General features: G+C 66.8%; 22 protein-coding genes. 7 read left to right on the top strand and 15 right to left on the bottom strand.

All coding sequences use genetic code 11. The features are described from left to right. Window positions 1-19: 19 nt before the first annotated feature. The 6 genes from PUN51_RS05890 to PUN51_RS05865 form a co-directional block, all read right to left on the bottom strand. Window positions 20-538 carry a DUF2087 domain-containing protein gene (locus PUN51_RS05890; protein WP_275180224.1) on the bottom strand — a complete coding sequence of 173 codons (519 nt, stop codon included), beginning with the start codon at window positions 536-538 and terminating at the stop codon, window positions 20-22. A gap of 179 nt (window positions 539-717) precedes the next feature. Then, a complete protein-coding gene (locus tag PUN51_RS05885; protein WP_159631837.1) occupies window positions 718-1,665 on the bottom strand; it encodes an alpha/beta fold hydrolase in 948 nt (315 codons plus the stop codon). Between the two features lie 23 nt (window positions 1,666-1,688). Next, a complete protein-coding gene (locus tag PUN51_RS05880; RefSeq protein WP_275180223.1) occupies window positions 1,689-2,558 on the bottom strand; it encodes an HNH endonuclease in 870 nt (289 codons plus the stop codon). Between the two features lie 51 nt (window positions 2,559-2,609). Beyond that, window positions 2,610-2,804, bottom strand: coding sequence for a hypothetical protein (locus tag PUN51_RS05875; protein WP_159631839.1), 195 nt, complete (start codon window positions 2,802-2,804; stop codon window positions 2,610-2,612). Continuing rightward, complete coding sequence (locus PUN51_RS05870) at window positions 2,801-3,343, bottom strand: hypothetical protein (protein ID WP_275180222.1); 543 nt, start codon at window positions 3,341-3,343, stop codon at window positions 2,801-2,803. The genes PUN51_RS05875 and PUN51_RS05870 overlap by 4 nt, the downstream gene beginning before the upstream one ends. 59 nt (window positions 3,344-3,402) lie before the next feature. Next, on the bottom strand, window positions 3,403-4,251 hold the full coding sequence (locus tag PUN51_RS05865) for a universal stress protein (RefSeq protein WP_275180221.1): 849 nt from the start codon (window positions 4,249-4,251) through the stop codon (window positions 3,403-3,405). Window positions 4,252-4,354: 103 nt separating this feature from the next. Between PUN51_RS05865 and PUN51_RS05860 the strand changes: the two genes are divergently transcribed. Then, the gene (locus tag PUN51_RS05860) at window positions 4,355-5,812 is read left to right on the top strand and encodes a DUF5129 domain-containing protein (protein ID WP_275180220.1); all 1,458 of its coding nucleotides are present in this window, start codon (window positions 4,355-4,357) and stop codon (window positions 5,810-5,812) included. A 121-nt stretch (window positions 5,813-5,933) separates the two neighbouring features. On the opposite strand, the gene PUN51_RS05855 is transcribed toward PUN51_RS05860, so the two are convergent. From PUN51_RS05855 to PUN51_RS05840, 4 genes are all read right to left on the bottom strand, one after another. Then, entirely contained in the window at window positions 5,934-6,206 is a 273-nt protein-coding gene (locus tag PUN51_RS05855; protein ID WP_159631842.1) for a YegP family protein, read from the bottom strand. 184 nt (window positions 6,207-6,390) lie between these two features. Further along, window positions 6,391-7,116 (bottom strand): DUF4386 family protein, encoded by a 726-nt coding sequence (locus PUN51_RS05850; protein ID WP_275180219.1) that lies wholly within the window; start codon window positions 7,114-7,116, stop codon window positions 6,391-6,393. Window positions 7,117-7,162: 46 nt separating this feature from the next. Then, entirely contained in the window at window positions 7,163-7,633 is a 471-nt protein-coding gene (locus tag PUN51_RS05845) for a GyrI-like domain-containing protein (protein ID WP_275180218.1), read from the bottom strand. 66 nt (window positions 7,634-7,699) lie between these two features. Next, a complete protein-coding gene (locus tag PUN51_RS05840; protein WP_224026207.1) occupies window positions 7,700-8,068 on the bottom strand; it encodes a DUF5655 domain-containing protein in 369 nt (122 codons plus the stop codon). Between the two features lie 188 nt (window positions 8,069-8,256). Here PUN51_RS05840 and PUN51_RS05835 point away from each other — a divergent pair, with 188 nt between their 5' ends. The 4 genes from PUN51_RS05835 to ppsA all read left to right on the top strand — a co-directional run bounded on the left by PUN51_RS05835 (window position 8,257) and on the right by ppsA (window position 15,836). After that, a complete protein-coding gene (locus PUN51_RS05835) occupies window positions 8,257-10,188 on the top strand; it encodes a heavy metal translocating P-type ATPase (RefSeq protein WP_224026206.1) in 1,932 nt (643 codons plus the stop codon). 131 nt (window positions 10,189-10,319) lie between these two features. Beyond that, window positions 10,320-10,781: a universal stress protein gene (locus PUN51_RS05830; protein WP_224026205.1), complete on the top strand. Its 462-nt coding sequence runs from the start codon at window positions 10,320-10,322 to the stop codon at window positions 10,779-10,781. Then, on the top strand, window positions 10,778-13,333 hold the full coding sequence (locus PUN51_RS05825; RefSeq protein ID WP_275180217.1) for a cation-translocating P-type ATPase: 2,556 nt from the start codon (window positions 10,778-10,780) through the stop codon (window positions 13,331-13,333). The genes PUN51_RS05830 and PUN51_RS05825 overlap by 4 nt, the downstream gene beginning before the upstream one ends. Window positions 13,334-13,397: 64 nt before the next feature. After that, entirely contained in the window at window positions 13,398-15,836 is a 2,439-nt protein-coding gene (gene ppsA, locus PUN51_RS05820) for a phosphoenolpyruvate synthase (RefSeq protein WP_275180216.1), read from the top strand. Window positions 15,837-15,931: 95 nt separating this feature from the next. Here ppsA and PUN51_RS05815 read toward each other — a convergent pair whose 3' ends face one another. The 4 genes from PUN51_RS05815 to PUN51_RS05800 all read right to left on the bottom strand — a co-directional run bounded on the left by PUN51_RS05815 (window position 15,932) and on the right by PUN51_RS05800 (window position 20,283). Then, window positions 15,932-16,354 carry an Hsp20/alpha crystallin family protein gene (locus tag PUN51_RS05815; protein WP_275180215.1) on the bottom strand — a complete coding sequence of 141 codons (423 nt, stop codon included), beginning with the start codon at window positions 16,352-16,354 and terminating at the stop codon, window positions 15,932-15,934. A gap of 13 nt (window positions 16,355-16,367) precedes the next feature. Further along, complete coding sequence (locus PUN51_RS05810; protein WP_275180214.1) at window positions 16,368-18,848, bottom strand: HAD-IC family P-type ATPase; 2,481 nt, start codon at window positions 18,846-18,848, stop codon at window positions 16,368-16,370. A 62-nt stretch (window positions 18,849-18,910) separates the two neighbouring features. Continuing rightward, the gene (locus tag PUN51_RS05805; RefSeq protein ID WP_275180213.1) at window positions 18,911-19,771 is read right to left on the bottom strand and encodes a universal stress protein; all 861 of its coding nucleotides are present in this window, start codon (window positions 19,769-19,771) and stop codon (window positions 18,911-18,913) included. Between the two features lie 53 nt (window positions 19,772-19,824). Further along, entirely contained in the window at window positions 19,825-20,283 is a 459-nt protein-coding gene (locus tag PUN51_RS05800) for a pyridoxamine 5'-phosphate oxidase family protein (protein ID WP_224026199.1), read from the bottom strand. A gap of 271 nt (window positions 20,284-20,554) precedes the next feature. Between PUN51_RS05800 and PUN51_RS05795 the strand changes: the two genes are divergently transcribed. Then, window positions 20,555-22,207: a GAF domain-containing sensor histidine kinase gene (locus PUN51_RS05795; RefSeq protein WP_275180281.1), complete on the top strand. Its 1,653-nt coding sequence runs from the start codon at window positions 20,555-20,557 to the stop codon at window positions 22,205-22,207. A 19-nt stretch (window positions 22,208-22,226) separates the two neighbouring features. On the opposite strand, the gene PUN51_RS05790 is transcribed toward PUN51_RS05795, so the two are convergent. After that, window positions 22,227-22,901, bottom strand: a complete 675-nt coding sequence (locus tag PUN51_RS05790; protein ID WP_159631855.1) for a response regulator — start codon at window positions 22,899-22,901, stop codon at window positions 22,227-22,229. A gap of 248 nt (window positions 22,902-23,149) precedes the next feature. Here PUN51_RS05790 and PUN51_RS05785 point away from each other — a divergent pair, with 248 nt between their 5' ends. After that, window positions 23,150-23,662: a universal stress protein gene (locus PUN51_RS05785; protein WP_275180212.1), complete on the top strand. Its 513-nt coding sequence runs from the start codon at window positions 23,150-23,152 to the stop codon at window positions 23,660-23,662. The last annotated feature ends 19 nt before the right edge of the window (window positions 23,663-23,681 follow it).

Below are 23,681 nucleotides of genomic sequence, written 5' to 3'. Positions count from 1 at the left end.
TCAAAGGGCACGGCGCCGGCTACTCCATCAATGAATAGGACGAGCCCGTGCGCGTGCGCTGCAAAAGGCCGAAGTCGACCAGGTAGCGGCGCAGCAGGACGACGTCGTCGGTATAGCTGAGCAGCCGCTCATTGACTTGCCGCTCCGTCAGCGTTTCGCCAGGTTCGACGATCTCGTTGGCGATCCTTGCCAGCAGGGCCCGCCGCTCGGCAACGTTCGCAGGGTATCGCTCGATCCGCCCCAGCCGCATGAACCTGTCCAGCCCAGTCCGCGGCTGCCGGCGCGGCTGCTGGGCCAGCAGGTCGCGGAAAATCGAGTCCACTGCCACCAGCCCACCCGATGTCTGCTGTTGCACCAGCCCCGACTCAGTCAGTGCTGCGAGCGCCCGCACCCGCCGCTGTTCCTTCACCCCAGGCAGGACGTCCTTGGCCGCCGCACCCAGCACAATCTGAGCGTAGGCAATCCTCGCATCGGCATTGCCCAGTGCTGCCAGCACCCGCCGCCAATGCGGGCCGTTCATTCCTGTGCCTCCGGCCACCTCGGTTTTCTCCTCTTCACGTACTCACACCCAGGCATTGGAGTGTGCCGCAAAATCCTAGCCCTGGTGCCGTGGTCCCGGGAAGCGGTGGTGAGGTGGATCTGTACCGATGCCCTGTCCGCAGGGTTCGCCCCTGGCAGCACCGAAGGAGGCACCGGAGCGGGCATCCCGGAAGCGCGTTACGCGTCCCCGTCCTTGGCGTAGAGGGCCAGGAGATCGCGGCTGAACTCGTGCGGAGATGTTTCGCACGGACTGTGCCCACCGCGGTACACCCCTATCCGCGCCCGGATTGCCTGGGCGAACAGCCGGTGCAGCCGGAGCGGCCACAGGTCATGTTCACCCACCGCCACGAACTTGGGAAGCGGCGCCTCCGCCAATGCGGCCCGAAGGTCCGGGACGTTCTGCATCAGGGTGTAGATATCGCGGACGGAGGCGCGGCGGGTGAAGCGGAAGCGGTAGTTGACGAACCGTTGCCGTCCCGGCGGTACATGGGCCACCCTGCCGCTCCGGATTCCCCAGATCAGCAGGGCAGCGCCGGCGCGGCCGTTCACCCAGGTGCTGAACCGGCCAATACGGCTCACGCCCCGGAAGCTCTGGCCCGGTTCCGGCGGGCACCCCAGGAACGTGATGGACCGGAACAGTTCGGGCCGCTGCACGTAGGCAAGCTGGGCGATGATGCCCGCGAAGGAATAGGCCACGATGTGGGCCGGGGTGGTTGTGGTTTCCAGGACGGCCAGGAAGTCATCCACGAACAACCGGTAGTCGTAATGCTTCCGGGGCGGCACCAGGTTCTCGGGGCCGGCGCCGGCTGACTGGTATTGGCCCGCCAGGTCGTAGGTCAGCGCGTAGTAGCCGGCTTCGGTGAGGTCCGGCATCATGAGCGAGAAATCCTCTTTCGAGCCCGTGGCACCGGGTATTAGTACGACGGAGGGATCTTCCGGATTTCCCAAGGCCATGGCGGCCAGCTTTCCGCTGGGAACGTCGATCGTGAACTGCACGGCGCCCAGTGGCGGGACCGACCAATCGACGTCGCCCAACCCGGCATCCAGCAGGGCGGCTGCATCTACCTGGGCAGAACCGAACTCCTCGGGGTCAACCCCGTACTCTTTCCGGCCCGGCTCCGCCATGGTCCCAAGATAGTCCAGCAACGCTACATCTGGCCGCCCTCGAGGATCCGCCGCGCATCCTCCTGCGCCCGGAGTGCCACGTCCGTGACCACCTCACCCTTCACATGCCCGGCCGCGGAGATGATGCTCCGGAGTTCGGTTACGGTCAGGGGCGGACTGGTGCTGTGTGCCACGGCATGGCAGTTGTGGCAGAGCGGAACGAGGTCGGCAACGGGGTCAAGCTGATAAGGGCCGTCAAGCATGGATGGGGGAGCCAGGTGGTGGACGCCCATCACCCCCGTCCCCGCCCCGCTGTAGGCGGACTCGAAAGAGAAGCCGCAGGAGGCGCACGACGTGCCATGGAAGGCCAGGCAGGCCCGGCGCGCATCGGGGTCCCGCTCGTAGCGGCTCACCTGGATGGTGCTGACGGCCTCCGGCGGGAGGGTCCCGCCCGCCACCTCGGCAGGGTCCGCCGTGGATGGCCCGTGGTCCCGCCACAGCCGGCGCAGTACAGGCACGGACGACGGCGGCAGGGTCACCAGGGGCGGGCCCTTCACCCTGGCACGGAGGTCATTGGGGAGGGCCCCGCCCAGGATGCCGGGACGGATCTGCTCGCCGAGCGGCAGGAGTGAATCCAAAGCGAGCGCGAAGGACCAGCCATCGGGGACGGCATCCACACCGGCGGCAGCCTGATACGGCTCGGATGTCACGAACCCGTGGCCGATCAGGCCGCTCGCGGCGTCATTGCTGCCCTCCAGGAGGAGCCAGGCCTCGGTTCCCGGACTGACGTCAGGACGGAAGCCGGTGTGCCAGCGGTCCAGGAAGATTCCGTACCCGGATACCTGCGCGACGGCGGCACGGTAGTTCCAGCGGCGCAGTGTGTTGGCGTCGCAGCCGAGAATTACAGCAGCCACTGTCCACCAAACCCCGCCATGCGTCGTCGACCCCCACGCACTGAAGGCGGGTTAGATCGGTTCCTTGGCGAGTGCCTTGGTCTTTGCGGGCGTCTCGCGCCCCAGGCGTTCATCCAGGGTGACGCGCAGCCGTGCGGCGGCAACCTGGACACGGTGCTCGGCAGGGGAGGCCTTTTTCGTGGCGGGCTTGGCAGCGCTGTTCCGGGGAGCGTGGACAAACCGGTGTTCAGGCGACGTGGCGCTCATGGTCCAACCTCCTTGGTACTGTCTTCATCCGTCGTTCCATTCTCGCCTAAGTTGCCGCGGCCGTCCACGAACGCCGGTTCCTGCCCGGAGCCGGCGTCAGCCTCAGCCTCGTCGCCGTTGTCGTCGCCGTTTTCGTCTCCGGACACGCTCTTCCAGGCAATGTCGAACAGCTCGAGCTCCTCGTTGCGGGCCAGTTCGCTCCGGGCCAGGACTTCCAGCGTCGCCAGCCCCAGCGCCTTGGTCCCTTCATCGGGGTCGAGTGCCCGGTCCAGCGCCCACTGGGTCCGTCGCCACCACTCGGCCCGGCTGTCCGACTCGGTCTTTTGCTGAAGGGCGTTGGCGTCGGCCTCGCGCTTCTGCTCCAGCGCTGTTTTGTCGGCGGCCGTGCGCTGCTTGAGCGTGCGCCAGTTGATGTAAAAGGCCAGCAACGCGGCGATGAGGACTGCCAGGGGTCCGAGGCCGGCCAGGATGACCCACCAGTCCGCCGGGCCGGAATGGACCACGACATCCAACGGGCCGGGGGAGGGAACAGGGGTCACCCGACCAGCTTAGGCCGCAGTGCGGCCGGCAGCCGGGTCGACACCCGCAGTCCGTTGCATCAGCCGCCGTGCCGTGAGATGAGGACAGGTCCGCGGGCGTGGTGCAAAACGGCGTGTGCGGTTGAACCGATGGTCTCCCTGAGGATGCCCCGGCCCTGGGACCCCACCACAACCATCCGGGCTTCCCCGGCGGCTTTGAGGATGGCGTGCGGGACCGACGTGTCCGCAAGTACCTCACCATCCACGCGCACAAGGGGCCCTTTGGCAGTTGCGCGGTTCAGTGCGGACGCCAGGACTTCCCGGGCTTCGGCGGCGTCCCGTCCTTCAGGCAGTTGATAGCCTGCGGGCTCGTGCCGGACGTGGACCACCTTGAGGGGTGCCTGCCATGCCGACGCCAGGGCGCATGCATCATCCAGTGCCGCCGGGGAACCCGAGGCATCGACGGCGGCGACGACCGGACCGTCCGGGTGGAGTTCCGGCCGGATCACGGCAACAGGGCAGGTGGCGGTGGCTGCCAGTTCCAGGCTCACGGAGCCCACCAAGAGGCCCAGGAAGCCGCCCAGGCCGCGGCTGCCCACCACGAGCATCCGTTCACCTGCGGAAATTTCGGCCAGAAGCTGCGCGGGCAATCCGTGCAGCAGGGTGCTCCTGACCTGGAGCCCGGGTACCTCCGCGGTGGCCACCGCCACGCCCTCCTCGAGGATGGACCTGGCCGACTGTTCCAGGCCGCTGCCCGACACGCCCGGGACCGGACCGAGGTGCCGGGTCAGCAGCGGCCACAGCGAACAGTGCACCACATGGAGGGAGGAGTCGGTGGCGTGTGCGCAGCGTGCCGCCCATCGGACGGCGGCGGCAGCCTCATCCGACCCGTCAAAGCCGGCCACAATGGACCCTGACTCCTGCGTCACGTCTCAGCGCTCCTGACCATCACGATCTTCACCGGCGGGACCTTCGGCCCTTTGGCGGGCCTGCTCGTTGGTTTCATCCTGATTCTAGGCAGTGGGGAGGGACATGGGCAGCATGGTGCGCCGGATCGTGTTGATGGTGCTCGCCCTGGCTGTCCTGCTGGTGGGGGCGGCCGCGCCAGGCACCGCTGTAGCGCCGGTGGCCGTCATTGTGGAGGACACGGCAGGGGTGCTCGACCAGAACACCCTGGTGCCCGCCGTCGAACGCATCCAGTTCTACGAGCCCACCCGCGTTGCCGTCTTCACCTACAACGGCAAGGCGGAGGACAACCTCAATGAAGAGGTCCTGAAATTTGCGCGGTCCAGGCATCCTGAGTGGATCAGCCCCGACGGCCAAAAATGGGCCGACGGACTGTTCATCTTCGCGCTCGACCCCGTGGGCCGGCATGTGGGAACGTACATGGGCGAGGACCGGAAGGTGTCGCTCGAGCAACGCAGTGACATCCAGGACGCCTCCAAGGAACTCTTCCGCGACGCCCAGTGGACGGACGGAACAGTGGCCGGCATCCGCCGCGGCGCAGAGCTCATCAACCAGCCCTGGTACCGCTCCGCGGCCTTTCTGGTCACCGCCTGGGTTACCGCGGGAACCGCGGCGCTGGGCGCAGCCGCATGGCTGATTGTCCGCGCCGTGACCAGGACCGGATGCCGAAAGCAGATAGAACGCGGGGACCGCAGCTACTCCAACGTGAGCATGGACCTGGACGTCACGGAACTGAATGCCGGAACCATACCCGAGTCATCCCGCTACGGCAGTCAGGTCCTGGAGAAACACCGCACGTTCCTTAGCCGCTATGCCACCGTTACGCAGCTTTCCAACCAGGTGCACGCACTGGGCAGGCGGGCCTTGAGCAGCCGGAAGAACCTCAAGCTTGCCCGGCAGTTCGCGGACAGCGCCGCCGAGCTGGATGCCCTGGATGACGTCATCGCGGACAGCAACGCCTTCCTGAACCGCGCCGACACTTGGCCAACGGCCTGGGACCGGCAGTTGGCCCCGTTCCGCAAGGACCTGGCCGGACTGGAGCAGCTCCTGGCCAAACGCCACGGGCAGGGGGACTCGGCAACGGCTGCCGCACTGCGGTCCTTCCGCGACGAAAGCCTGCGGGAGATCGAGCAGTGGACCGCCGAACTGGCCGACCGGCGGATTAGCCCGGAAGAGGCCCTGGACCGGCTCTATACGGCGCGTTCCCGGCTGTCCGAGCTGCTGGAGAACCATGCCGAAACGGTCATTCAGGGATTCGCCAGGAACGACCGCGAAGCACGCCTGATGCGCGAACAAATGGAGACGGCCCATGAGGGCACGGACCACCGCAGGCAGCGGACTTACGAACCGAGCATCCTTGGCACGGTGTACCCGTCCTACACGTTCTTCTCCGTGGCCACGTTCAACTCCGGCTTCAATACCGGGGTCAGCAGCGTCAATTCCGCCAGGGGCGGCGGCAGCACCACCGGTTATGGCAGCAGCGGTGGCAGCTTTTCCGGCTCCGGCAGCTCATCAGGCTTCTAGCGCAGCGGATACACAGCGCTGGCGGACACACAGTAGTGGGGCCCGTCGTTGGACGTGCCCCCACTGCCTGAATGCCTGGCCTGACCGGCGGGTTCCGCCGTCGGCTCTCTACGGCCCGGACCTAGGCGGCGCCGAGGGAGTTGAGCCTGCGGGTCCCGCGGCGGACGGTGTAGCGCGGGTGCGGCGGGGTAGCGAGGAGAACGTTTGGCGGAGGTGGCGCTACGTCCTGGATCAGGCCGGTACCTGCACACTCCCGTACTTCCTCGATGGCGGCCGCCGCCGCATGCTTGTCCGTGAACTGTCCGGAAACCGCCAGCACATGTCCATCGGGCATCACAAGCCGGAACCGAATCTGTGAATCATCATCGACAAACAGTTCGAACGTACCTGCCATAAGCCTTGTTCTCCTCAATCGTCCTGCCTCCATTGGTGAGGCTGCATGCCATGCCGGTAACGGCACGGCAAAACCCAGGGCGCACTACCCCATCGTGGTGCGCCTTTCGACCTAAACCACCATCTCAGAGGCCACGCGCCGGCTTTTAGGGACCAAGGTCCCTGATCACAGGTGCCCCGGGAAGTCAGGCCGTCACCCGGGACAAACGGATCAAGGCAACTCCGGTGGCAATGAACCACGCCCACAACAAGATGCCGTACCCCCAATAGAAGCCTGGGACTGCGTGGCGAAGGACCTCGCTGGCCACCCCCAGGGCACCGGTGGCGATGCCCAGCCATGCCAGATATCGGGGGAAAGATGCCTTGCCGGGCGTAAGCATCGCCAGTCCCATCAGCAGGATCCCAAGGGCGGAGAGGACGCCCACGATGGCCGGGGTGTTGTTCTCGGCGATGATTGCTTCGGCGGCGGTGGCATAGGCCCTGCGTTCCTCCTCGGTCCCGGCGGCCACGAAGCGGTCGCTGAGATAGACCAGATTGAGGGAGCCCCGGCTGCTGACCGGAACGGCAAGCAGCAGCGCCCACGGCAGTGCACCAAAGACCAGTGCTATCAAGGGCAGGCTTTTCCGGTAGGCCGAGAGGGCCACGTAGAGGGCTGCGAAAACAAGCACGGGGAAGACGTTGGGCAGGATCCACAGGATCTGCTCGGCCACATAGCTGGCCTTGTTCGACGCGATGAACTCAAGGGTGGCCGCTCCGCCGTGAACGGGCGGGGGAGCCATGAAATCGATCACCAGGGCAGTGATCAGCAGAAACACAAACAGGATCGACGACGCCCCCGCGGCGAGGAAGAGGAGCTTCCAGCCCTGCCGGTGCCCAGCGTGGCCAGTGGCGGCGCTGGCGGGACCTGGCACTATCCCTCCACGGTTCCGGCGGATTCCGGTGCGACTAATCCGGGCCTCAGGCGACCGGCCAGACCACCCTGGTTTGCCAGGTGGCAGGATCCGGCTGCTGTTCGGGATCGGTCAAGTAGTACTCCCACATGGAGTCGGCAGGGGAGGCGCCGTCGGCTTCGATGCTCTTCCTGATCGCATCGTACGTGGTGCCCAGCGTGTCGTAAGGGCCCGTGTGGATGGCTTCGAAGGCATCCGTGTCGGGAAGCGTGCTGCTGGCCACCTCACCGGTGCCGTGGAAATTTCCGGCGACCGGGAACCCGGCTTCGACGTCCACCGTTTCGCCCGGCATGCCGTGATACAGCGCGAACGGCGGCCCGGCCGGGCTGGCGCCCTGCATCTGGACCGCGGCCATCACGGCACCGAAGGCCCGGCCAAAGAAACTGGTCAGTGCATCCATGGGAACACGTTCGCGGACCACGGCGACGGGTTGTTCGGTGATGTGGATCTTTTGCGGCTGCTGGCCATTCTCAGTCATGCCATCAGCCTTGCCATCCGCGCCGGGAAGTGACAGGGCCATAGGACCCTAGGGGGCCACCCCTGATCATCCGGCTGCCTCGTACGCTTCAAGCATCCAGCCGCGGACCTCGGCATCGAGCTCCCTGCCGTCTGTGAGCTCCAGATGATGCATCCAGGTTCCGGGTGCCGGGTGGACGACCTGCTTGAAGCGCGGTGAGTCCAAGGCGCGGGGCAAGGCAAGGGACAGCACCAGTGGAACCGCGGATTTTACGTAGACCCCCGGCCGCCAGAGGTAGGCGTACCCGCGGCGCCGGCGGAAAGAGACCTGGCTCTTGCTGACCCGGACCTCATGGGGACCCAGTTCCGCTGCCATCTGCTCCGCTGCCCGGTAAAGCGCCAGGGCCACCGGGGCGCCGTCGAAAAAGCGTTCCACCGTCCAGGGCACGGCATTCATGGTGGGCTCCGGTTGTGCGTACGGATCAGGGCGCCTTCAACTCTCTCCCGGGACCCAGCGCCGGGGGAGTGCCAAAAGTCATGCCGCAGGGGTGGGCGGGGCCAAATGCCCTACCCGGGTTGACAGGATCAGGGTAGGTTCGGCTCTATGTGCGATGACCGTTTCCATCCCCTGCCGAATTGTCGCGGATGAGGAAGCAGGCCGCCCCGCCTGCGGCAACCGGTGGGAGCGCCGGCAGCTTTGACGACGAGGGACCTGCCCGCTCGCCCGTCGAAAAGGCCAGGGGCTTCGTCCGGCGGTATCCCGTCGTCGCCCTCACCTGCCTGGTGCTCGCGGCCACCCTGGTGCTGCTGCCGTTCAACCTGGAACTCCAGGTCCGCGTGCTCGCGTCGGCCTACGCGGCCGTCATTGTGGTGGTACGGGCGGCCGGCATGGTCCGGTCGTTGCGGGAAGGACGCTGGGGGATCGACCTCCTGGCCCTGATGGCGATCGCCAGCACGGTAGTGGTGGGCGAGTATCTCGCCGCGCTGGTGGTCATCTTGATGCTCACGGGCGGCGAAGCGCTGGAAAACTTTGCCCAGGGACGGGCCGCGCGTGAACTGCGGTCCCTGCTGGACCGGGCCCCGCGTTTTGCCCACCGCGAGGGGTCGGGTGCCGTACTCGAGGAGACCCCGATCGGTGATGTGGCGCCGGGAGACGTCCTTGTGGTCCGGCCTTCGGAGCTGGTGCCCGTTGACGGTGAACTCCTGTCCGATTCAGCCAGCCTCGACGAATCATCGCTCACCGGCGAAAGCCTGCCGGTGGAACGCACCAGGGGGCAGGCACTGCTCAGCGGCGCGGTAAACGGAGTGGCCGCCATCCGCATGCGTGCATCGGCCAGCGCGGCCGACTCCCAATACAGCCGGATCATCGCCTTGGTCGAGGAAGCGTCCAACAGCCGCGCGCCGGTGGTCCGCCTGGCCGACCGCTATGCCGTTCCCTTCACCCTCCTGGCGCTGGCGATGGCCGGGACAGCCTGGTTCCTGTCCGGCGAGCCGCTCCGCTTCGCCCAGGTCCTGGTGGTGGCAACGCCCTGCCCGCTCCTCATTGCCGCCCCTGTGGCCTTTCTTGCCGGCACCAGCCAGGCCGCCCACAAAGGCATCATCATCAAGAACACGCGGACGCTCGAGCAACTTGCGAAGGCACAAACGGCGGTCTTCGACAAGACCGGAACGCTCACGTCAGGGCACCCCGTCCTGGACGACATCCAGCTGGCCCCGGGCTACGGCGAAGCCCTGGGGAGCCGAAGGATCCTGCAGCTGGCCGCCTCCGCTGAGCAGTACTCCTCGCACGTGCTGGCAGGCTCCGTGATTGAAGCCGCCAAGGCCGCCGGCCTTGGACTGCTGACGGTGCAACAGGCGACGGAGAGCGCCACCCACGGCGTGGACGCCGTTTGCGACGGGCAGCGGGTGGTGGTGGGGAAAGCAGGGCTGGTGCGGAGTTCATCAACCGGATTCCGGGAGGCAGCCGTGCGCAGCGGCCAGCTGGCTGTCCACGTGGCGGTGGACGGCCAGTACGCCGGCGCACTGATCATGAAGGACCCGTTGCGCCGCAACGCCGTGGACACCCTGGCCCGCCTGTACAGCCTGGGTGTCCGGAACACCATGCTCCTGACCGGTGATGCCCACGCCACGGCTGCGCACATCGCCGAGGAAGCGGGCATCGGCCGGGTCCAAGCCGAATGCCTTCCGGAGGACAAGGTCAACACGGTGGCCGGCATCCAGGAACGGCCCGTCCTGATGGTGGGCGACGGCGTCAACGATGCCCCCGTCCTGGCTGCGGCGGACGTGGGGATCGCCATGGGCGCCAAGGGGGCCACCGCCGCAAGTGAGTCCGCTGACGTGGTGGTCATGCTCGACGACGTCTCGAAAGTTGCGCAGGCCGTCGCCATTGGAAAGCGGACAGTGGCAGTGGCCCTGGTAAGCATCTGGACAGGAATCGGACTCAGCCTGGTACTGATGGCCATCGCCATGACGGGATACATTCCAGCCGTCGCCGGCGCCCTCCTGCAGGAGCTGGTGGATTTGGCAACCATCCTGAACGGCCTGCGGGCACTGCACGGTGCCGAGCCCAAGAGATAAGGCCAAACCTAAAAGACAGGGCCAAACTTAGAAGACAACGCCGATCAGCGTGGCAGCATGCCCCCAGCGGTGCCGCCCGGCATGACCTTTGGCCCTTCCCACCGTAATTCCCAGCCGGGATCGTGGTGTCCATGAATGCAGAAACAGGGGCCAAGCCTGTCATTGTGGGTGTCGACGGTTCTGAATACTCCTCTGCCGCCCTTCGCTACGCGGGCATGCTGGCAGCCCGGCTCGGCACGAGGCTCGAAGTCATCTCATGCGTTGGGATGCCGGACTACCTGGTGATGTCGCGTCTTGAAGGGGCGGACCGGCAGTTCACCGCCAGGCTTGAGGATGCTGCAGGGCGCCTGGTCGAGGACGCGCTGGGCCGGGCCTTTACCGCGGAACGGCCGGAAAACATCGACGTCACCATCAGGTTCGGGCCGCCGGCAAAGGTGCTGGTGGAGGAGAGCCGGCGTGCGCAGATGCTGGTGGTTGGCAGGCACGGCGAGGGCGGACTGCTGAAATCGTCCATGGGCTCCGTCAGCAAGGCCTGCGCTGCCCACTCCAACTGCCCGGTGCTGCTGGTAGGGCAGGAGGCGGACGCTGTGTGAGGGCCGCGGAGGGCCTGAGCTCTGAACGGGCGGCGGAACTCCTGAGGCAGGCGGGCCCCAACCAGCTTCCGACGGAAAAACCGGTATCCCAGTGGCGGAAGCTCTGGGGGGAGATGACGCATTTCTTCGCCCTCATGCTCTGGTGCGCCGCCGGGCTGGCCTTTATTGCGGACATGCCCCAACTGGCGGTGGCGATTATCGTCGTCGTCATAGTCAATGGGGTGTTCGCCCACATCCAGCAGGAACGCGCCCAGCACGCCGCCGCAAAGCTGCGGGGACTGCTGCCCGCCGACGTGGTGGTCCGCCGGGACGGGAAAGTGCGCAAGGTCGACGCCAGTGAACTGGTGGTGGGGGATGTGGTGCTGCTGGCTGCCGGCGACCGTGTGCCGGCAGACGTGGTCCTCCTGACCGCCTCGGCCTGCGCGGTGGACGAATCGATGCTGACCGGAGAAAGCGAGCCGGTACCGAAAGCCCCAGGCGGCCAGGCGTGGGGCGGCACCTTCCTGGTTAATGGCTACGGGGAGGCGACCGTTTCCGCGACTGGTGCCGGCACCAGGCTGGCAGGAATCGCCGCCCTCACCAGCGGAGCGGTTGCACCGCCCACACCGCTGTCCATGGAACTGCGGCGGATTGTCCGGGTGACCGCCGGCATGGCATTGGGCATCGCCGCTGTCTTCTTCCTGGCATCGCTGCTGGTGGGTTTCCAGTGGCGCGATTCATTCCTGTTCTCCATTGGCGTTGCCGTAGCTCTGGTGCCGGAAGGACTCCTCCCCACCGTCACGCTGTCCCTGGCCATGGGCGCCCAACGCATGGCATCGCGCAAGGGACTGGTGCGCAACCTGGAAGCCGTGGAAACCTTGGGCTCGACCACCTTCATCTGCACCGACAAGACCGGGACCCTCACGCAGAACCGGATGAACGCCGTCGAGGTCTTCACACCGGAAGGGTCCATCCAGGTGACAGGCGAGGGGTATGCCCCGGAGGCGCAGATCGAGGGCCGGGGCGTGGAGAAGGCAGCCCAGGCTGCGCTCGCCGCCCGGACCGCCTCACAGGGCCGCGCTGAACTGCACGACGGGCAATGGCGTGCCCAGGGTGACCCGATGGAAGCGGCCATGGACGTCCTTGCCCGCAGGCTGACCGGTAGGGTGTCCGCTCCTGTACCGTCGCGGAGGCTGCCATTCGACCCGGTGCGGCGCAGGGAATCGGCAATCGTGGGTCCCGACCTGTACTGCAAAGGCGCCCCCGAAACCGTCCTTCCGGTGTGCGGATCCGTGCCCGGACCGGTCAAGGAACAGGTGGAGGTGATGGCGAGACGCGGCCTGCGGGTCATCGCGGTGGCCCGGCGGCGGCTTGGGGGAACCCCTGAAACATGGCACTCCGCGTCAGCAGCGGAGCTCGAAACGGGCATGGAACTCCTGGGCCTGATCGGGCTGCAGGACCCGCCGCGGCCGGACGTTGGGGACGTGATCCGCACCGCGCGGCAGGCAGGGCTGCGGGTAGCCATGATCACCGGCGACCATCCTGCCACCGCGGCGGCAATTGCCCGGCAGATCGGCCTGACCGGGACACCCGAATACGTTCTGGAAGGCGCAGACCTCCCGGACGACGACCAGGTGCTCGGAGCACTCCTGGACCGTGACGGAGTGGTGGTCAGCAGGGTCTCGCCCGAGCAAAAGCTTCGCGTCGCCAAGGCCCTGCAGTCCCGGGGGCACGTGGTGGCCATGACCGGCGACGGCGTCAACGACGGCCCGGCACTGCGCGAAGCCGACATCGGGGTGGCCATGGGCCTGAGCGGAACCGACGTGGCCCGCGAAGCCGCGGACCTGGTCCTCCTCGATGACCACTTCGGCACCATTGTGGCCGCCATCGAACAAGGCCGGGCAACCTACGCCAACATCCACAGGTTCCTCACCTACCACCTCACCGACAACGTGGCCGAACTGACCCCCTTCGTCATCTGGGCGCTCTCCGGCGGCCACTTCCCGCTTGCCCTGGGCGTCCTTCAAATCCTTGCCCTGGACATCGGCACCGACCTCCTGCCTGCGCTGGCCCTGGGCGCTGAGCCGCCGGGCAGACGCGTGCTGGCCCGTCCGCCTGAACGCAGGCACCTGATGGACCGGCGCTTGATCATCCGGGTCTTCTGCATCCTGGGCCCGGTGGAAGCCGCCGTGGAAATGGCAGTGTTCTCAGCTGTCCTGGCCGGTGGCGGCTGGACCCGGGGGCAGGTACCTGCGGCGCCCCTGCTGATGGCCGCGTCCGGTGCCGCCTTCACCGCCGTCGTCCTGGGACAGCTCGCCAACGCCTTCGCGTGCCGGAGCGCTACGGTGCCCCCCTGGAAGCTGGGCTGGGGCACCAACAAGCTGCTGGTGTGGGCCGTGCTGGCTGAAGCGGCCATCCTTGCCGTGTGCCTGTACGTGCCTTCCCTCGCCGCATTGCTGGGCCAGTCCCCGCCACCCCCGGAAGGCCTCCTCCTTGCACTCCTCGCAGCCCCGGCGGTCCTGCTTGCGGACTGGATCCATAAATCAGTCCGGGGGCGGCTGCGCCGCATCTAGGCGTGGCCGGCCGCCGGGACCAAAGCCTCTGACTGCCCCTGCTGCCCCGGGCAAGAATCAAGCCATGAGCGCCTCCGCAGAAACGTCCCTGGCCAACGTCAACGTGATGTGGATAGAAGACACCGGGATCGCGGACATCCCCTCGGTGGGAGGCAAGAACGCTTCCCTCGGGGAACTCAGCCGGGCACTGAAGTCCGCCGGTGTCAGGGTTCCTGAGGGGTTCGCCACCACGGCCTCCGCCTACCGCGCGTTCCTCGCCGCCAACAACCTGGAACCCCGGATCCGGAAACACATCGAGGACCAGCGGGCCGGGCGGTCGACACTTCGCCAGGCCGGGGCGGCAATCCGCGAACTGTTCCTGCAGGCCACCTTCCCGGAGGACATCGCCGGCGGCATCCAGGAACATTACCGGGCCCTGTGCCAACGCGCCGGACAGGCTGAGGCCGCTGTTGCTGTCCGCAGCAGCGCCACCGCCGAGGATCTGCCGGACGCCAGCTTCGCCGGCCAGCAGGAAACGTTCCTGAACGTGGCAGGGGAACGCGGCGTCCTGGAGGCATGCCGGCGCTGCTACGCCTCCCTGTTCACGGACCGGGCCATCAGCTACCGCGAAATGAAGGGCTATGACCACCTGGACGTTGCCCTGTCCGTGGGGGTCCAGCGGATGGTCCGATCGGACCTGGGGGCGTCCGGGGTGATGTTCTCGATCGACACGGAATCTGGTTTTCCCGGCGTGGTGGTCAACAGCGCCGCCTGGGGGCTGGGGGAGACCGTGGTCCAGGGGACCATCAACCCGGACAAGTACCAGGTGTTCAAGCCGCTCCTGGCGGATCAGCGCTTCAGCCCGGTCATCGAGCGGGAACTGGGTGCAAAGGAACGCAAGATGGTTTACAGCCAGGGAGGGGATGCGCGGACCCGGACGGTCGAGACCACCGGGCGGGAACAGCGCTCGCTGGTGCTGGACGACCGGGAGATTGTCCTGCTGGCCCGCTGGGCGGTGGCGGTGGAGGACCACTACGGGCGTCCGATGGACATGGAATGGGCCAAGGACGGGATCACCGGCGAACTCTTCATGGTCCAGGCAAGGCCGGAAACGGTCCAGGCCCGCCGCAGCACCTCCACCTTCCGGACCTACCACCTGGACCGGCCCGGCCGGGTGCTGGTGACCGGTGCCGCGATCGGTGACTCCATTGCCAGCGGCCAGGCGTGCGTAGTCAGGGATGCGAAGGACATCGAATCCTTCGTGGACGGCTCAGTCCTGGTTACCCGCATGACTGACCCGGACTGGGTGCCCGTGATGAAGCGGGCCGCGGGGATCATCACCGACCACGGCGGCCCAACCAGCCACGCCGCGATCGTCAGCCGCGAACTGGGGGTGCCCGCCGTCGTGGGGACGCGCAACGCCACCGAAGTACTTCCCGACGGCGCCCAGGTCACCTTGTCCTGCGCGGAAGGGGAGGAGGGCCACGTCTACGAGGGGCTGCTCGAATTTTCGGTGGAGGAAGTGGACATGCAGGCACTTCCCGCCACCCGCACGGCCGTGATGATCAACATCGCCAGCCCGGCTGCCGCGTTCAAATGGTGGCGCCTGCCCGCGGCCGGCGTGGGCCTGGCCCGGATGGAGTTCATCATCAACAACCTGATCCGGGTCCACCCGATGGCCCTGGTCCATCCGGAAAGGGTGGCGGACCCGGAAGAGGCGGCATTGATCCGGAAGCTCACCAGCGGCTACCAGGACCCCCAGGAGTACTTCATTGACGTCCTGGCCACCGGCATCGCCAAAATCGCCGCACCGTTCCATCCCAAGCCGGTGATTGTGCGGCTCAGCGACTTCAAGAGCAACGAGTACAGCCACCTGATCGGCGGCAGCGCGTTTGAGCGCCCGGAGGAAAACCCCATGCTGGGGTTCCGCGGGGCGTCCCGCTACTACAGCAGCCACTACCGGGAGGGGTTCGCCCTGGAGTGCAGGGCCATCAAACGGGTACGGGAACAGGCCGGGTTCAGCAACGTCATTGTCATGGTGCCCTTCTGCCGCACGGTGCGGGAAGCGGACCAGGTCATCCAGGCCATGGAAGAGCACGGTCTGGTGCGCGGCGTGGACGGGCTGCAGCTGTACATGATGTGCGAGATTCCTGCCAACGTGGTCCTGGCGGAGGAATTCGCCAAGCGCTTTGACGGCTTCTCCATCGGGTCCAACGACCTCACCCAGCTGGTGCTTGGCGTGGACCGCGACTCGGAGGAACTTGCCGGACTGTTCGATGAGCGGGATCCGGCGGTGATGTCCATGATGGGCCAGGCGATCAGCAAGGCCCACGCCGCCGGCATCAAAATCGGCATCTGCGGGCAGGGGCCAAGCAACCATCCGGACCTGGCGGAGTTCCTGGTCAGCCAGGGGATCGATTCGGTGTCCCTTAACCCTGATACCTACGTAAAAACGTTGCCCGTCATTGCAGCGGCGGAGGCCGCCGCTGACAGGGTCCGGGCGGCTGGCCGGCCGTCGCCGTGAAAGGGCCCGGCTGAAAGTGCCTGGCTGAGGTGCCTGGCACCTCAAGGGATGGTCCCCTCAGGGAGCCAGGCACCGGCGTCGTACCCTGGCTGTCCTCAACCCCTGCTGATGGGGATCTTGGACGCCGCGGCTGCCTGTCCCTGGTCCGGCATGGGCGCCCGGACTTCAAGGACGCCGTCCTTGTAGGAGGCGGTGACGTCACCCTGCTGGACGCCGCCGGGAAGGGGAATCCGCCGGACGAAGGACCCGTACCGGAACTCGGACCGGTAGCTGTCCTTGTCCTTTTGCTCCTTCTTCTCCTGCCGCTCCGCCTTGATGGACAGCACGCCGTCGGAAACCGTCACGTCGACGTCCTTTTCCGGATCGATGCCGGGCAGTTCGGCGCGCACCACGAGTGTGTTGCCGTCCACCATCTCCTCAACCCGGATGGCCGAGGAACCCACGTCGCCTTCGAAAAGCCTTTCGATGACATCCATCGGGGAACGGCGGCTTTCGAACCATTTCATCAGGTCAGTCATTGTTGCCTCCTGCTCATCTGGATACCGGACCATCGCGGTGCCCGGCATTTCCACCATCCGCTTCCCGGGATGCCGGTTCCAGAGTCAAAGGTCCCAGCCCCGGCCCATCGGCGGCGGCGGGCCGGCGGCGGGTCAGACGGCCGATGATTTCGATGGCCGCGCACCCTGCCGCGGCCACTGCAACCGCGGGCACCAGCAGCCCGGCTGGCGGCCAGTCCACGCGGAAGAACTCCTGCGTCAACGGCACGGTGAACAGCAGGACCAGGCCCGCGTACATCCCGGCGAGGATCAGGACCTTGGTCAGGTTGAGGGGACGGGATGCCATCACCAGGATCCACGCCGCCACCAGGCCCAGGGTCACGGTGGCCGCCGATTGCGCGGTTTCCTGGCTGTGGCCGCTCCAGATCTGGGCATAGCCGCTGACCGCGAGGACGCACAGGGCTCCGCAGATTCCTGCCGGTACGGCGAAGGCAAGCGAGCGCCGGAGGAATCCCGGTGCGTAACGCTGGCCGCCGGGCTGCAGGGCCAGGAAGAACGAAGGCAGGCCAATGGTCAGTCCGTCCAGCGCGGACAGTTGCCGGGGAAGGAACGGAAAGGCCAGCAACAGGATGCCGGTCACTATGGAGATGACCGTGGCGTAGACGGTCTTGCTCAGGAAGACCAGGGAGACACGCTCAATGTTGCTGATGGCCCGGCGCCCCTCATCCACCACCGCCGGCAGCCTTTCGAACCGCCCGTCCAGGAGCACAAGCCGGGCCACGGCCTTGGTCGCCGGGGAGGCCGAGTCCATGGCGATGCCCAGGTCCGCCTCCTTGAGGGCCAGGACGTCATTCACCCCGTCCCCGGTCATGGCCACCGTGTGCCCCCGCCGTTTCAGGGCCTGGATCAGGTCCCGCTTCTGGGACGGCGTCACGCTTCCAAAGAGGTCGCAGGCTTCCACTGCCTCCTCCAGCTGGAGCGGGTCCCGGGGCAGTGTGCGGGCGTCATAGGCAGCACCGGAGCCAAAACCCACCGCACCTGCCAAGGCCGCCACTGTCCGGGGATCATCACCGGAGATGATCTTGACGGAAACCCCCTGGCGCCGGAAATAGTCGAGCGTCGCGGCGGCATCACGGCGGATGCTCTCGCGGAAGGTCAGGATCATGACGGGCACCAGGTCCGTGGGCAGGCCACTGTCCGCGGCGCCGGACGGCAAAGGCGCCGGGAGGTGGGCCAGGGCCAAAGTCCGGAGGCCGGTGGAGGCGAGGGCGGCGGCCTTGCCATGGGCCCGGGCGCTTCCGGCAGAACCGAGGACCGCATCCGGTGCTCCCAGGATCCAGGTGCCGGACGCGGCTGACTCCGGCCCGAACGTTGCCGAACTCCACTTCCGGGCTGACGAAAACGGAACGGAATCCTGCTCCTGCAGCGGTCGCTGGACGGGAAAGGATGCGCCGATGGCAGCGGCGGTGCTGCTGGCGTCCGCATTGGCGCCGAACCATTCCAGTGCGGCCCGCCAGCCGGCCGCCCGGGCCGTCCCGGCATCGTGGATGGCGTCGAACACGATTGAACCGGAGGACAACGTGCCTGTCTTATCGAGGCAGAGGACGTCCACCCTGGCCAGGACCTCCACCGCGGCAAGTTCCTGGATGAGGACTTTTTGGCGGGCCAGGCGCAGGCCGCCCACGGCAAACGCCACGCTGGTCATCAGGAGCAGGCCCAGGGGAATCATGGCCATGATGCCTGCGATCGCCCCCACGGCGGCCGGTATCCACCGCCCCGACCCGAGAGCGCCAGCCCATCCGCCCTGGTCCTGCATCTGCGCATTGGTGAGGAGCAGGGCCGTGGGCAGGAGCAACCAGGTGATGACGGTAAAGACTTTTTCCAGGCCCCTGCGGATCTCAGACGTGACCAGGGAAAACCGTCGTGCTTCGGCGGCCAGCCGGTAGGCGAACGTGTCCGGCCCTACCCGCAGCACCGTGGCCCGGCCGTTGCCTGCCAGGATCAGCGACCCGGACAGCAGCACCGCGCCGCCGGTTTTGGGGACGGGCTCCGACTCGCCGGTCAGCAGGGACTCGTCCACCTCAAGCGGGCTGTCGCCCAGAAGCAACAGGTCCGCCGTGACCTGGTCTCCGGCGTTGAGGACAACGAGGTCGTCCGGCACAAGATCTTCCGAGGAAATGCTTTCCCTGGTCCCGTTCCTGACCACCGTGCTCCGGGCAGCCTGCAGAATGGCCAGCTGGTCCAGCGACCGCTTGGCCCGGTACTCCTGGACGATGCCGATCAGCGAATTGCTGATGGCTGACAGGCCGAAGAGCGCATCACGCCACTGGCCAAGGAACAGGAGCAGGATGAAGCACCCGCCCACCACGCCGTTGAAGAGGGTGAACACGTTGGCCTGGACGATTTCACGGACGCTCCTGCTGGTTGCCGTGGGCACGCTGTTGATGCGGCCGGAAGCGGTCCGTTCGCGTACTTCGGCCGTGGAGAGCCCGTCCCGGGCATGGCGCAGGTCCATTCCCGGGACCGGCGTCCCGTTTTCCCCGGCTGGTGGCATGGTGCGGCAGGCAGCAGGCCCGGTCAGCCGTTGTGCTTGTGCATGCGGGTGATCACGGTGGGGCACGGCGGCTGGGTCAGCACCGCGTGCGCCGTGGAACCCAGCACGAGTCTTTCGAAGCCGCCCTTTCCGCGGCTGCCCAGGACCAGCAGCCGGGCGCCTGCAGCGGCCCGGAGCAGGGCGTCCGCCGGCTCCAGCACGGTTTCCATCACGGTGTGCACCACCAGGTCCGGATAGTCCTGCCGGAGTCCCGCCTCGGTTTCGGAGAGCACGATCTGCTCTTCCTCGACCACATGGGTGGCAAAGCTGCTCTGCGGGAGCCCGGCCGCGATCCACCGGTTGGGGCCGGTGAAAGCGTAGAGCACCGTCAGTTCCTCACCGAGCGCATCAGCTTCGGCGGCCGCGAACGCCACTGCCTGCGTTGACTCCCGCGACCCATCCACGCCAACCAGGATGCCGCGGCCCTCCGCCTGGCCCTCACCGATGACAGCAACGGGGCACTCAGCCGTGGCAGCCGCCTGCAGCGCGCGGTCCGTCAGCGCACCGCGGTTGTGCCCGCTGGTGCCCAGGACAAGCATGGAGGCGTTCTTGGAATAGTCACCCAGTGCCGCCCCCACTCCTCCTTCGAGGAGCTGGAGCGAAATCTGCAGGCCGGGTTCGGCGGCGACGGCTTTTTCGCCGGCCTCCTTCAGGAGGCCCAGGCCTGATTCACGCAGGACTTCGAGGTAGGGAAGCACTTCCGCCGCCATCCACCGGTCGTCCACAACGTTCACGACGGCGAGGGGACACTTGAGCCGGTTGGCCCGGGCTGCTGCCCACAACAGGGCGGCATTGGACGCCGCAGTGTCTGAGATGCCGACGGCGATTGGCTTGGCAGGTGCCATGGGAAACCATCCTTTGGGGGTTCTGGTGAGGGGTGTCAGGTCGGGCTGGGTGGCTAGTCTGCGGTGGGCTCCCGCGGCGGCCACCAATGGGTGGGAGCGGCGATCACGAACCTCCGGCCGGTGATCTTCTCCGGCGTGATCCGGATCAGGATATTTTTTTGACCCGGCTGCCAGGGGGACAGGCCGGCCTCCATGGCATCCCTGGTTTCCTCTTCATCGGACACCACCATGGCATGGCCCTTCAGGACGACGCTCCAGGCGATGGTGCCGTACTGGTTCATTCCGTCCGCCTCGACGGCGACCGCTTTCCGGTCCGTCAGGGAAGCAAGCTTTGTTCCTTCGCCGGTACGCATGAGCAACGTGCCGTTGGTGGGGACAAAATTCACCGGGTAGTTCTCCACGGTGCCGCCGTCGGTGAAGGCAATCCTGCAAAGGGACGTTGACCTGAGGTATCGCCAGCAATCGTGGACGCCGAGTTCCTTGATTTCCGGTTCTGCCGCTGCGCTGTTCATGGCCGTAGCCTAGGGCGGCCGGCTTGCCAAGGATAGGGAAGAAGGTCCCGCACCCCGCATGCCCCCCATTACCAAGCTCACTGAGGGTATTTTCCCCCCGGCTCTCCTAGAATGGGAGGCGAAGCGTCTTCATGCCCAGGTGAAGGCGGCACTGGGGGCGGAGGCCGGCACTTCCGTTTCGTGCACTTAGACCGCGCCAAGGACCCGCAGCGCCGCAGGTTCCTGCCGCAGGAGGTGGGACGTGAGCACTGAGCGGCCTTGGCACTCTCCGATGAGGGATCCGGTGGAAGACCTGCAGCGGGACTTCACCGTCCGGGGAGATGGCCTGCCGGACAACCAGGAGCGGATTAACGGCCTGTTGGCCGCGGTGGTGGCCCTCGCCGAGGACCTCAGCCTGGAAACCGTCCTGGACCGCCTGGTGCGGTCCGCCTGCGCCCTGGTGGGCGCCAAGTATGGAGCCTTGGGTGTCATCGGCGAGGACCGCCGGTTGAGCCACTTCATCACTGTGGGCATCGACGAACAAGACATCCGTTCCATCGGCGAACTGCCCACGGGCAATGGCGTCCTGGGCCTGCTCATCCGTGACCCAAAGCCGTTGCGCCTGCACGACCTCGGCCGGCATCCCATCACTTCAGGCTTTCCCCCGAACCACCCGCCCATGCGGACCTTCCTGGGCGTCCCCGTCCGCGTCCGGGATGAAGTGTTCGGAAACCTCTACCTGACCGAGAAACAGGGCGGGGAGGACTTCACCGTGGAGGATGAGGACCTTGCCGTTGCCCTGGCGGCCGCGGCCGGCGTGGCAATCCAGAACGCCCGCCTCTTTGAAAACAGCAGCCGCCGGCAGAAATGGCTGGAGGCAGGCATGGAGCTGAGCAGCCGCCTGATCATGACCCCGCAACCGGGGGACGCGGGCGGCCTGGACGCCGTTGCCGAGACCGCCTTGAAGGTGTCCGATTCGGCGCTTGCGGTGATTGCCGTGCCGGCGGGCGATGGTGCGCTGCGGTGCAGGGCCTGCCTTGGCGTGCAGGGCCTCCAGACAGGCCAGGAACTGATAGCCTCCGAGGCGGTCTCCGGCGTGATCCAGAACGGCGGGTCGTTCGTGGCACAGGACCCGCGGCAGGTTTTCGAAGACAAGATGGCAGAGAAGCTCGGCTCCGTCCTTGTGTTTTCGCTGGGGCACAGCGCCGGCGACAACGGGGTCCTCCTGTTGGCCCGCGCACAAGGAGCGCCCGCATTCAACCAGGCTGAGGCGGAGTCCAGTGCCATCTTCGGGAGCCGGATTGGGCTGGCGCTGGACCTGGCGCGGGTGAATGCCCTGCGTGAACAAAACCTCCTGTTCACCGACCGGGAGCGGATCGCCCGGGACCTCCATGACCTGGTGATCCAACGCTTGTTTGCTGCCGGACTCAGCATCCAGACCCTGCGCCGCTACACCCTGGACCCGGTGGCGCACGAACGGATTGCCGCCGTGACCACCGAACTCGATGACACCATCCGAAAGCTCAGGGACACCATCTACTCGCTCAGGACCGCGGATGAGGAACGCGAACCCCTGACGGGCCGTATCCTGCGCGTGGTCCGGGAAAGCTCACGCAGTTACGCCGTCACTCCCAAGGTCTCCCTGGACGGACCGGTCGATTCGATCGGGGAAGACGTGGCTGTCCATTTGTTGTCGGTGGCGTCAGAGGGCCTCAGTAACGCTTTGCGGCATTCCGGCGGAGACGAAATCCAGGTCTCGGTCGCCGTTGGCCAGGACCAGGTGGAGCTCCTCATCAGTGACAACGGCCACGGCTTCACCGAACCTGTCCAGGTAAGCGGCCTTGCAAACATGCGCAACCGCGCCGGGCAACTGAAGGGCAGCTGCGTCATCGAGAGTGTCCCCGGCGGGGGCACCTGCGTGAAATGGTCCGTGCCGCTGGCGTAAGTCCCGGCCAGGGTGCGGTTCAGGCAGAGTCCGTGGAGCTCTTGGTAACGTACACGGCGGCTTGTGTCCGGCGCTCGAAACCCAGTTTGGCCAGGATGGACGACACGTAATTCTTGACGGTCTTCTCGGCCAGGAACAGGTCATCGCCGATCTGGCGGTTGGTCAACCCCTGGCCGATCAGGGCCAGCACCTTTTTCTCCTGCGCGCTCAGGCCGTCCAACCGGGGGTCGGTGGGCACCGTGGACAGCCCCGCAATGATCTGCTGTTCGACTCCCGGATCAAAAAGGGACTCGCCCGCAGCGGCCCGGCGGATACCCGCCAGGAGGTCATCACTCCTGATTTGCTTCAGGATGTACCCTGACGCGCCGGCCAGGACCGCCCCACGGAGGGCCTGTTCGTCGTCGTAGCTGGTGAGGATCAGGCAGCGCAGCCGGGGATCGAGTGAACGCACATCCCGGCAGACCTCGATCCCGGTGCCGTCCGGAAGCCGGCCGTCCAGTATGGCGATGTCAGGGTGCAGGGCGGGGATGCGCCGCGTGGCCTCGGCCGCGGATCCGCTCTCGCCGACCACAAGGAACCCTTCGCCTTCCAGCAGGTCCTTCAGCCCCTGCCGGACAAGTTCGTGGTCATCAAGGATGAACACGCGGACCTGCCCGGAAGATCCTGCCGCTTCATCAGCCCCAGTTTCATGCATCTGCACCGAACGCTCCCAAAATCTTCACCACCCCGTCCCGCCTGCGCGGGCCAGGCCCCGGAAGGGCCTGGGTCCCATTGTTCCCTGCCGGGCGTTGTGCCGGAAGGGACCAAAGTCCGCCGGGCACCCCATGTCGCTGCCGGTGCTGCGCATGGCACCATGGCACTGGTGCACCCGTGATGACCTTTGGCCCTGTTCGAGGCAGCGGTTCAGGGACACGCTGGGGTGGGACGGCGACAGGAGGCAACGTGGCAACAGCAGGGAACGGGGCAGCGGTGCCTGCTTCCGATCGGCGCCCCGATCGGCGCCCCAGGATCATTGTGGGGGTGGACGGTTCCGAGGCATCCGTCGCCGCGCTCCGGGTGGCCAGGGCAATGGCGGAACCCATGTCCGCGACTGTGGAGGCCTGGGCCTGCTGGGACGTTCCAGCCGGTTACGGCGTGTATTTGGCCGTAGGGATCGAGGGGTTCAAGTATGCCGCCCACCAGGTGCTGGAGCAGGCGCTGGCGGACGCTTTCGGGGAAATTCCGGCGTTTGTGCATCCACGCCTGGTGCGCGGCAAGCCCGGCCCCGCGCTGATCGACGCGAGCCGCAACGCGTCGCTGCTGATTGTCGGCAGGAGGGGGCATGGGAACTTCGTGCCAGGGTCCGTCAGTTCTGCCTGCGTGAGCCACGCGCACTGCCCTGTGCTGGTGGTACACGCCCCGGAGGCTGGAGCCGGCGACAATGCTGCCCAGGCCCAGTCTGCTGTGCTGCCCTGAGCTGCCCTGACGCCGCGGT

The sequence above is a fragment of the Arthrobacter sp. NQ4 genome (assembly GCF_029077345.1).
Taxonomy (GTDB): domain Bacteria; phylum Actinomycetota; class Actinomycetes; order Actinomycetales; family Micrococcaceae; genus Arthrobacter.
The sequence above is the reverse complement of the archived record's forward strand: the minus strand, read 5'-3'. Positions and strand labels throughout refer to the sequence as shown.

Excerpts from the sequence above, each read along its gene's own strand:
- PUN51_RS05790 (WP_159631855.1), bottom strand. The coding sequence starts at position 22,901 with ATGCATGAAACTGGGGCTGATGAAGCGGCAGGATCTTCCGGGCAGGTC.
- PUN51_RS05855 (WP_159631842.1), bottom strand. The coding sequence starts at position 6,206 with ATGGCAGGTACGTTCGAACTGTTTGTCGATGATGATTCACAGATTCGG.
- PUN51_RS05795 (WP_275180281.1), top strand. The coding sequence starts at position 20,555 with ATGAGGGATCCGGTGGAAGACCTGCAGCGGGACTTCACCGTCCGGGGA.
- PUN51_RS05840 (WP_224026207.1), bottom strand. The coding sequence starts at position 8,068 with ATGAATGCCGTGCCCTGGACGGTGGAACGCTTTTTCGACGGCGCCCCG.
- PUN51_RS05835 (WP_224026206.1), top strand. The coding sequence starts at position 8,257 with ATGAGGAAGCAGGCCGCCCCGCCTGCGGCAACCGGTGGGAGCGCCGGC.
- PUN51_RS05845 (WP_275180218.1), bottom strand. The coding sequence starts at position 7,633 with ATGACTGAGAATGGCCAGCAGCCGCAAAAGATCCACATCACCGAACAA.
- PUN51_RS05860 (WP_275180220.1), top strand. The coding sequence starts at position 4,355 with ATGGGCAGCATGGTGCGCCGGATCGTGTTGATGGTGCTCGCCCTGGCT.
- PUN51_RS05800 (WP_224026199.1), bottom strand. The coding sequence starts at position 20,283 with ATGAACAGCGCAGCGGCAGAACCGGAAATCAAGGAACTCGGCGTCCAC.
- PUN51_RS05805 (WP_275180213.1), bottom strand. The coding sequence starts at position 19,771 with ATGGCACCTGCCAAGCCAATCGCCGTCGGCATCTCAGACACTGCGGCG.
- PUN51_RS05875 (WP_159631839.1), bottom strand. The coding sequence starts at position 2,804 with ATGAGCGCCACGTCGCCTGAACACCGGTTTGTCCACGCTCCCCGGAAC.
- PUN51_RS05885 (WP_159631837.1), bottom strand. The coding sequence starts at position 1,665 with ATGGCGGAGCCGGGCCGGAAAGAGTACGGGGTTGACCCCGAGGAGTTC.
- PUN51_RS05810 (WP_275180214.1), bottom strand. The coding sequence starts at position 18,848 with ATGGACCTGCGCCATGCCCGGGACGGGCTCTCCACGGCCGAAGTACGC.
- PUN51_RS05815 (WP_275180215.1), bottom strand. The coding sequence starts at position 16,354 with ATGACTGACCTGATGAAATGGTTCGAAAGCCGCCGTTCCCCGATGGAT.
- PUN51_RS05830 (WP_224026205.1), top strand. The coding sequence starts at position 10,320 with ATGAATGCAGAAACAGGGGCCAAGCCTGTCATTGTGGGTGTCGACGGT.
- ppsA (WP_275180216.1), top strand. The coding sequence starts at position 13,398 with ATGAGCGCCTCCGCAGAAACGTCCCTGGCCAACGTCAACGTGATGTGG.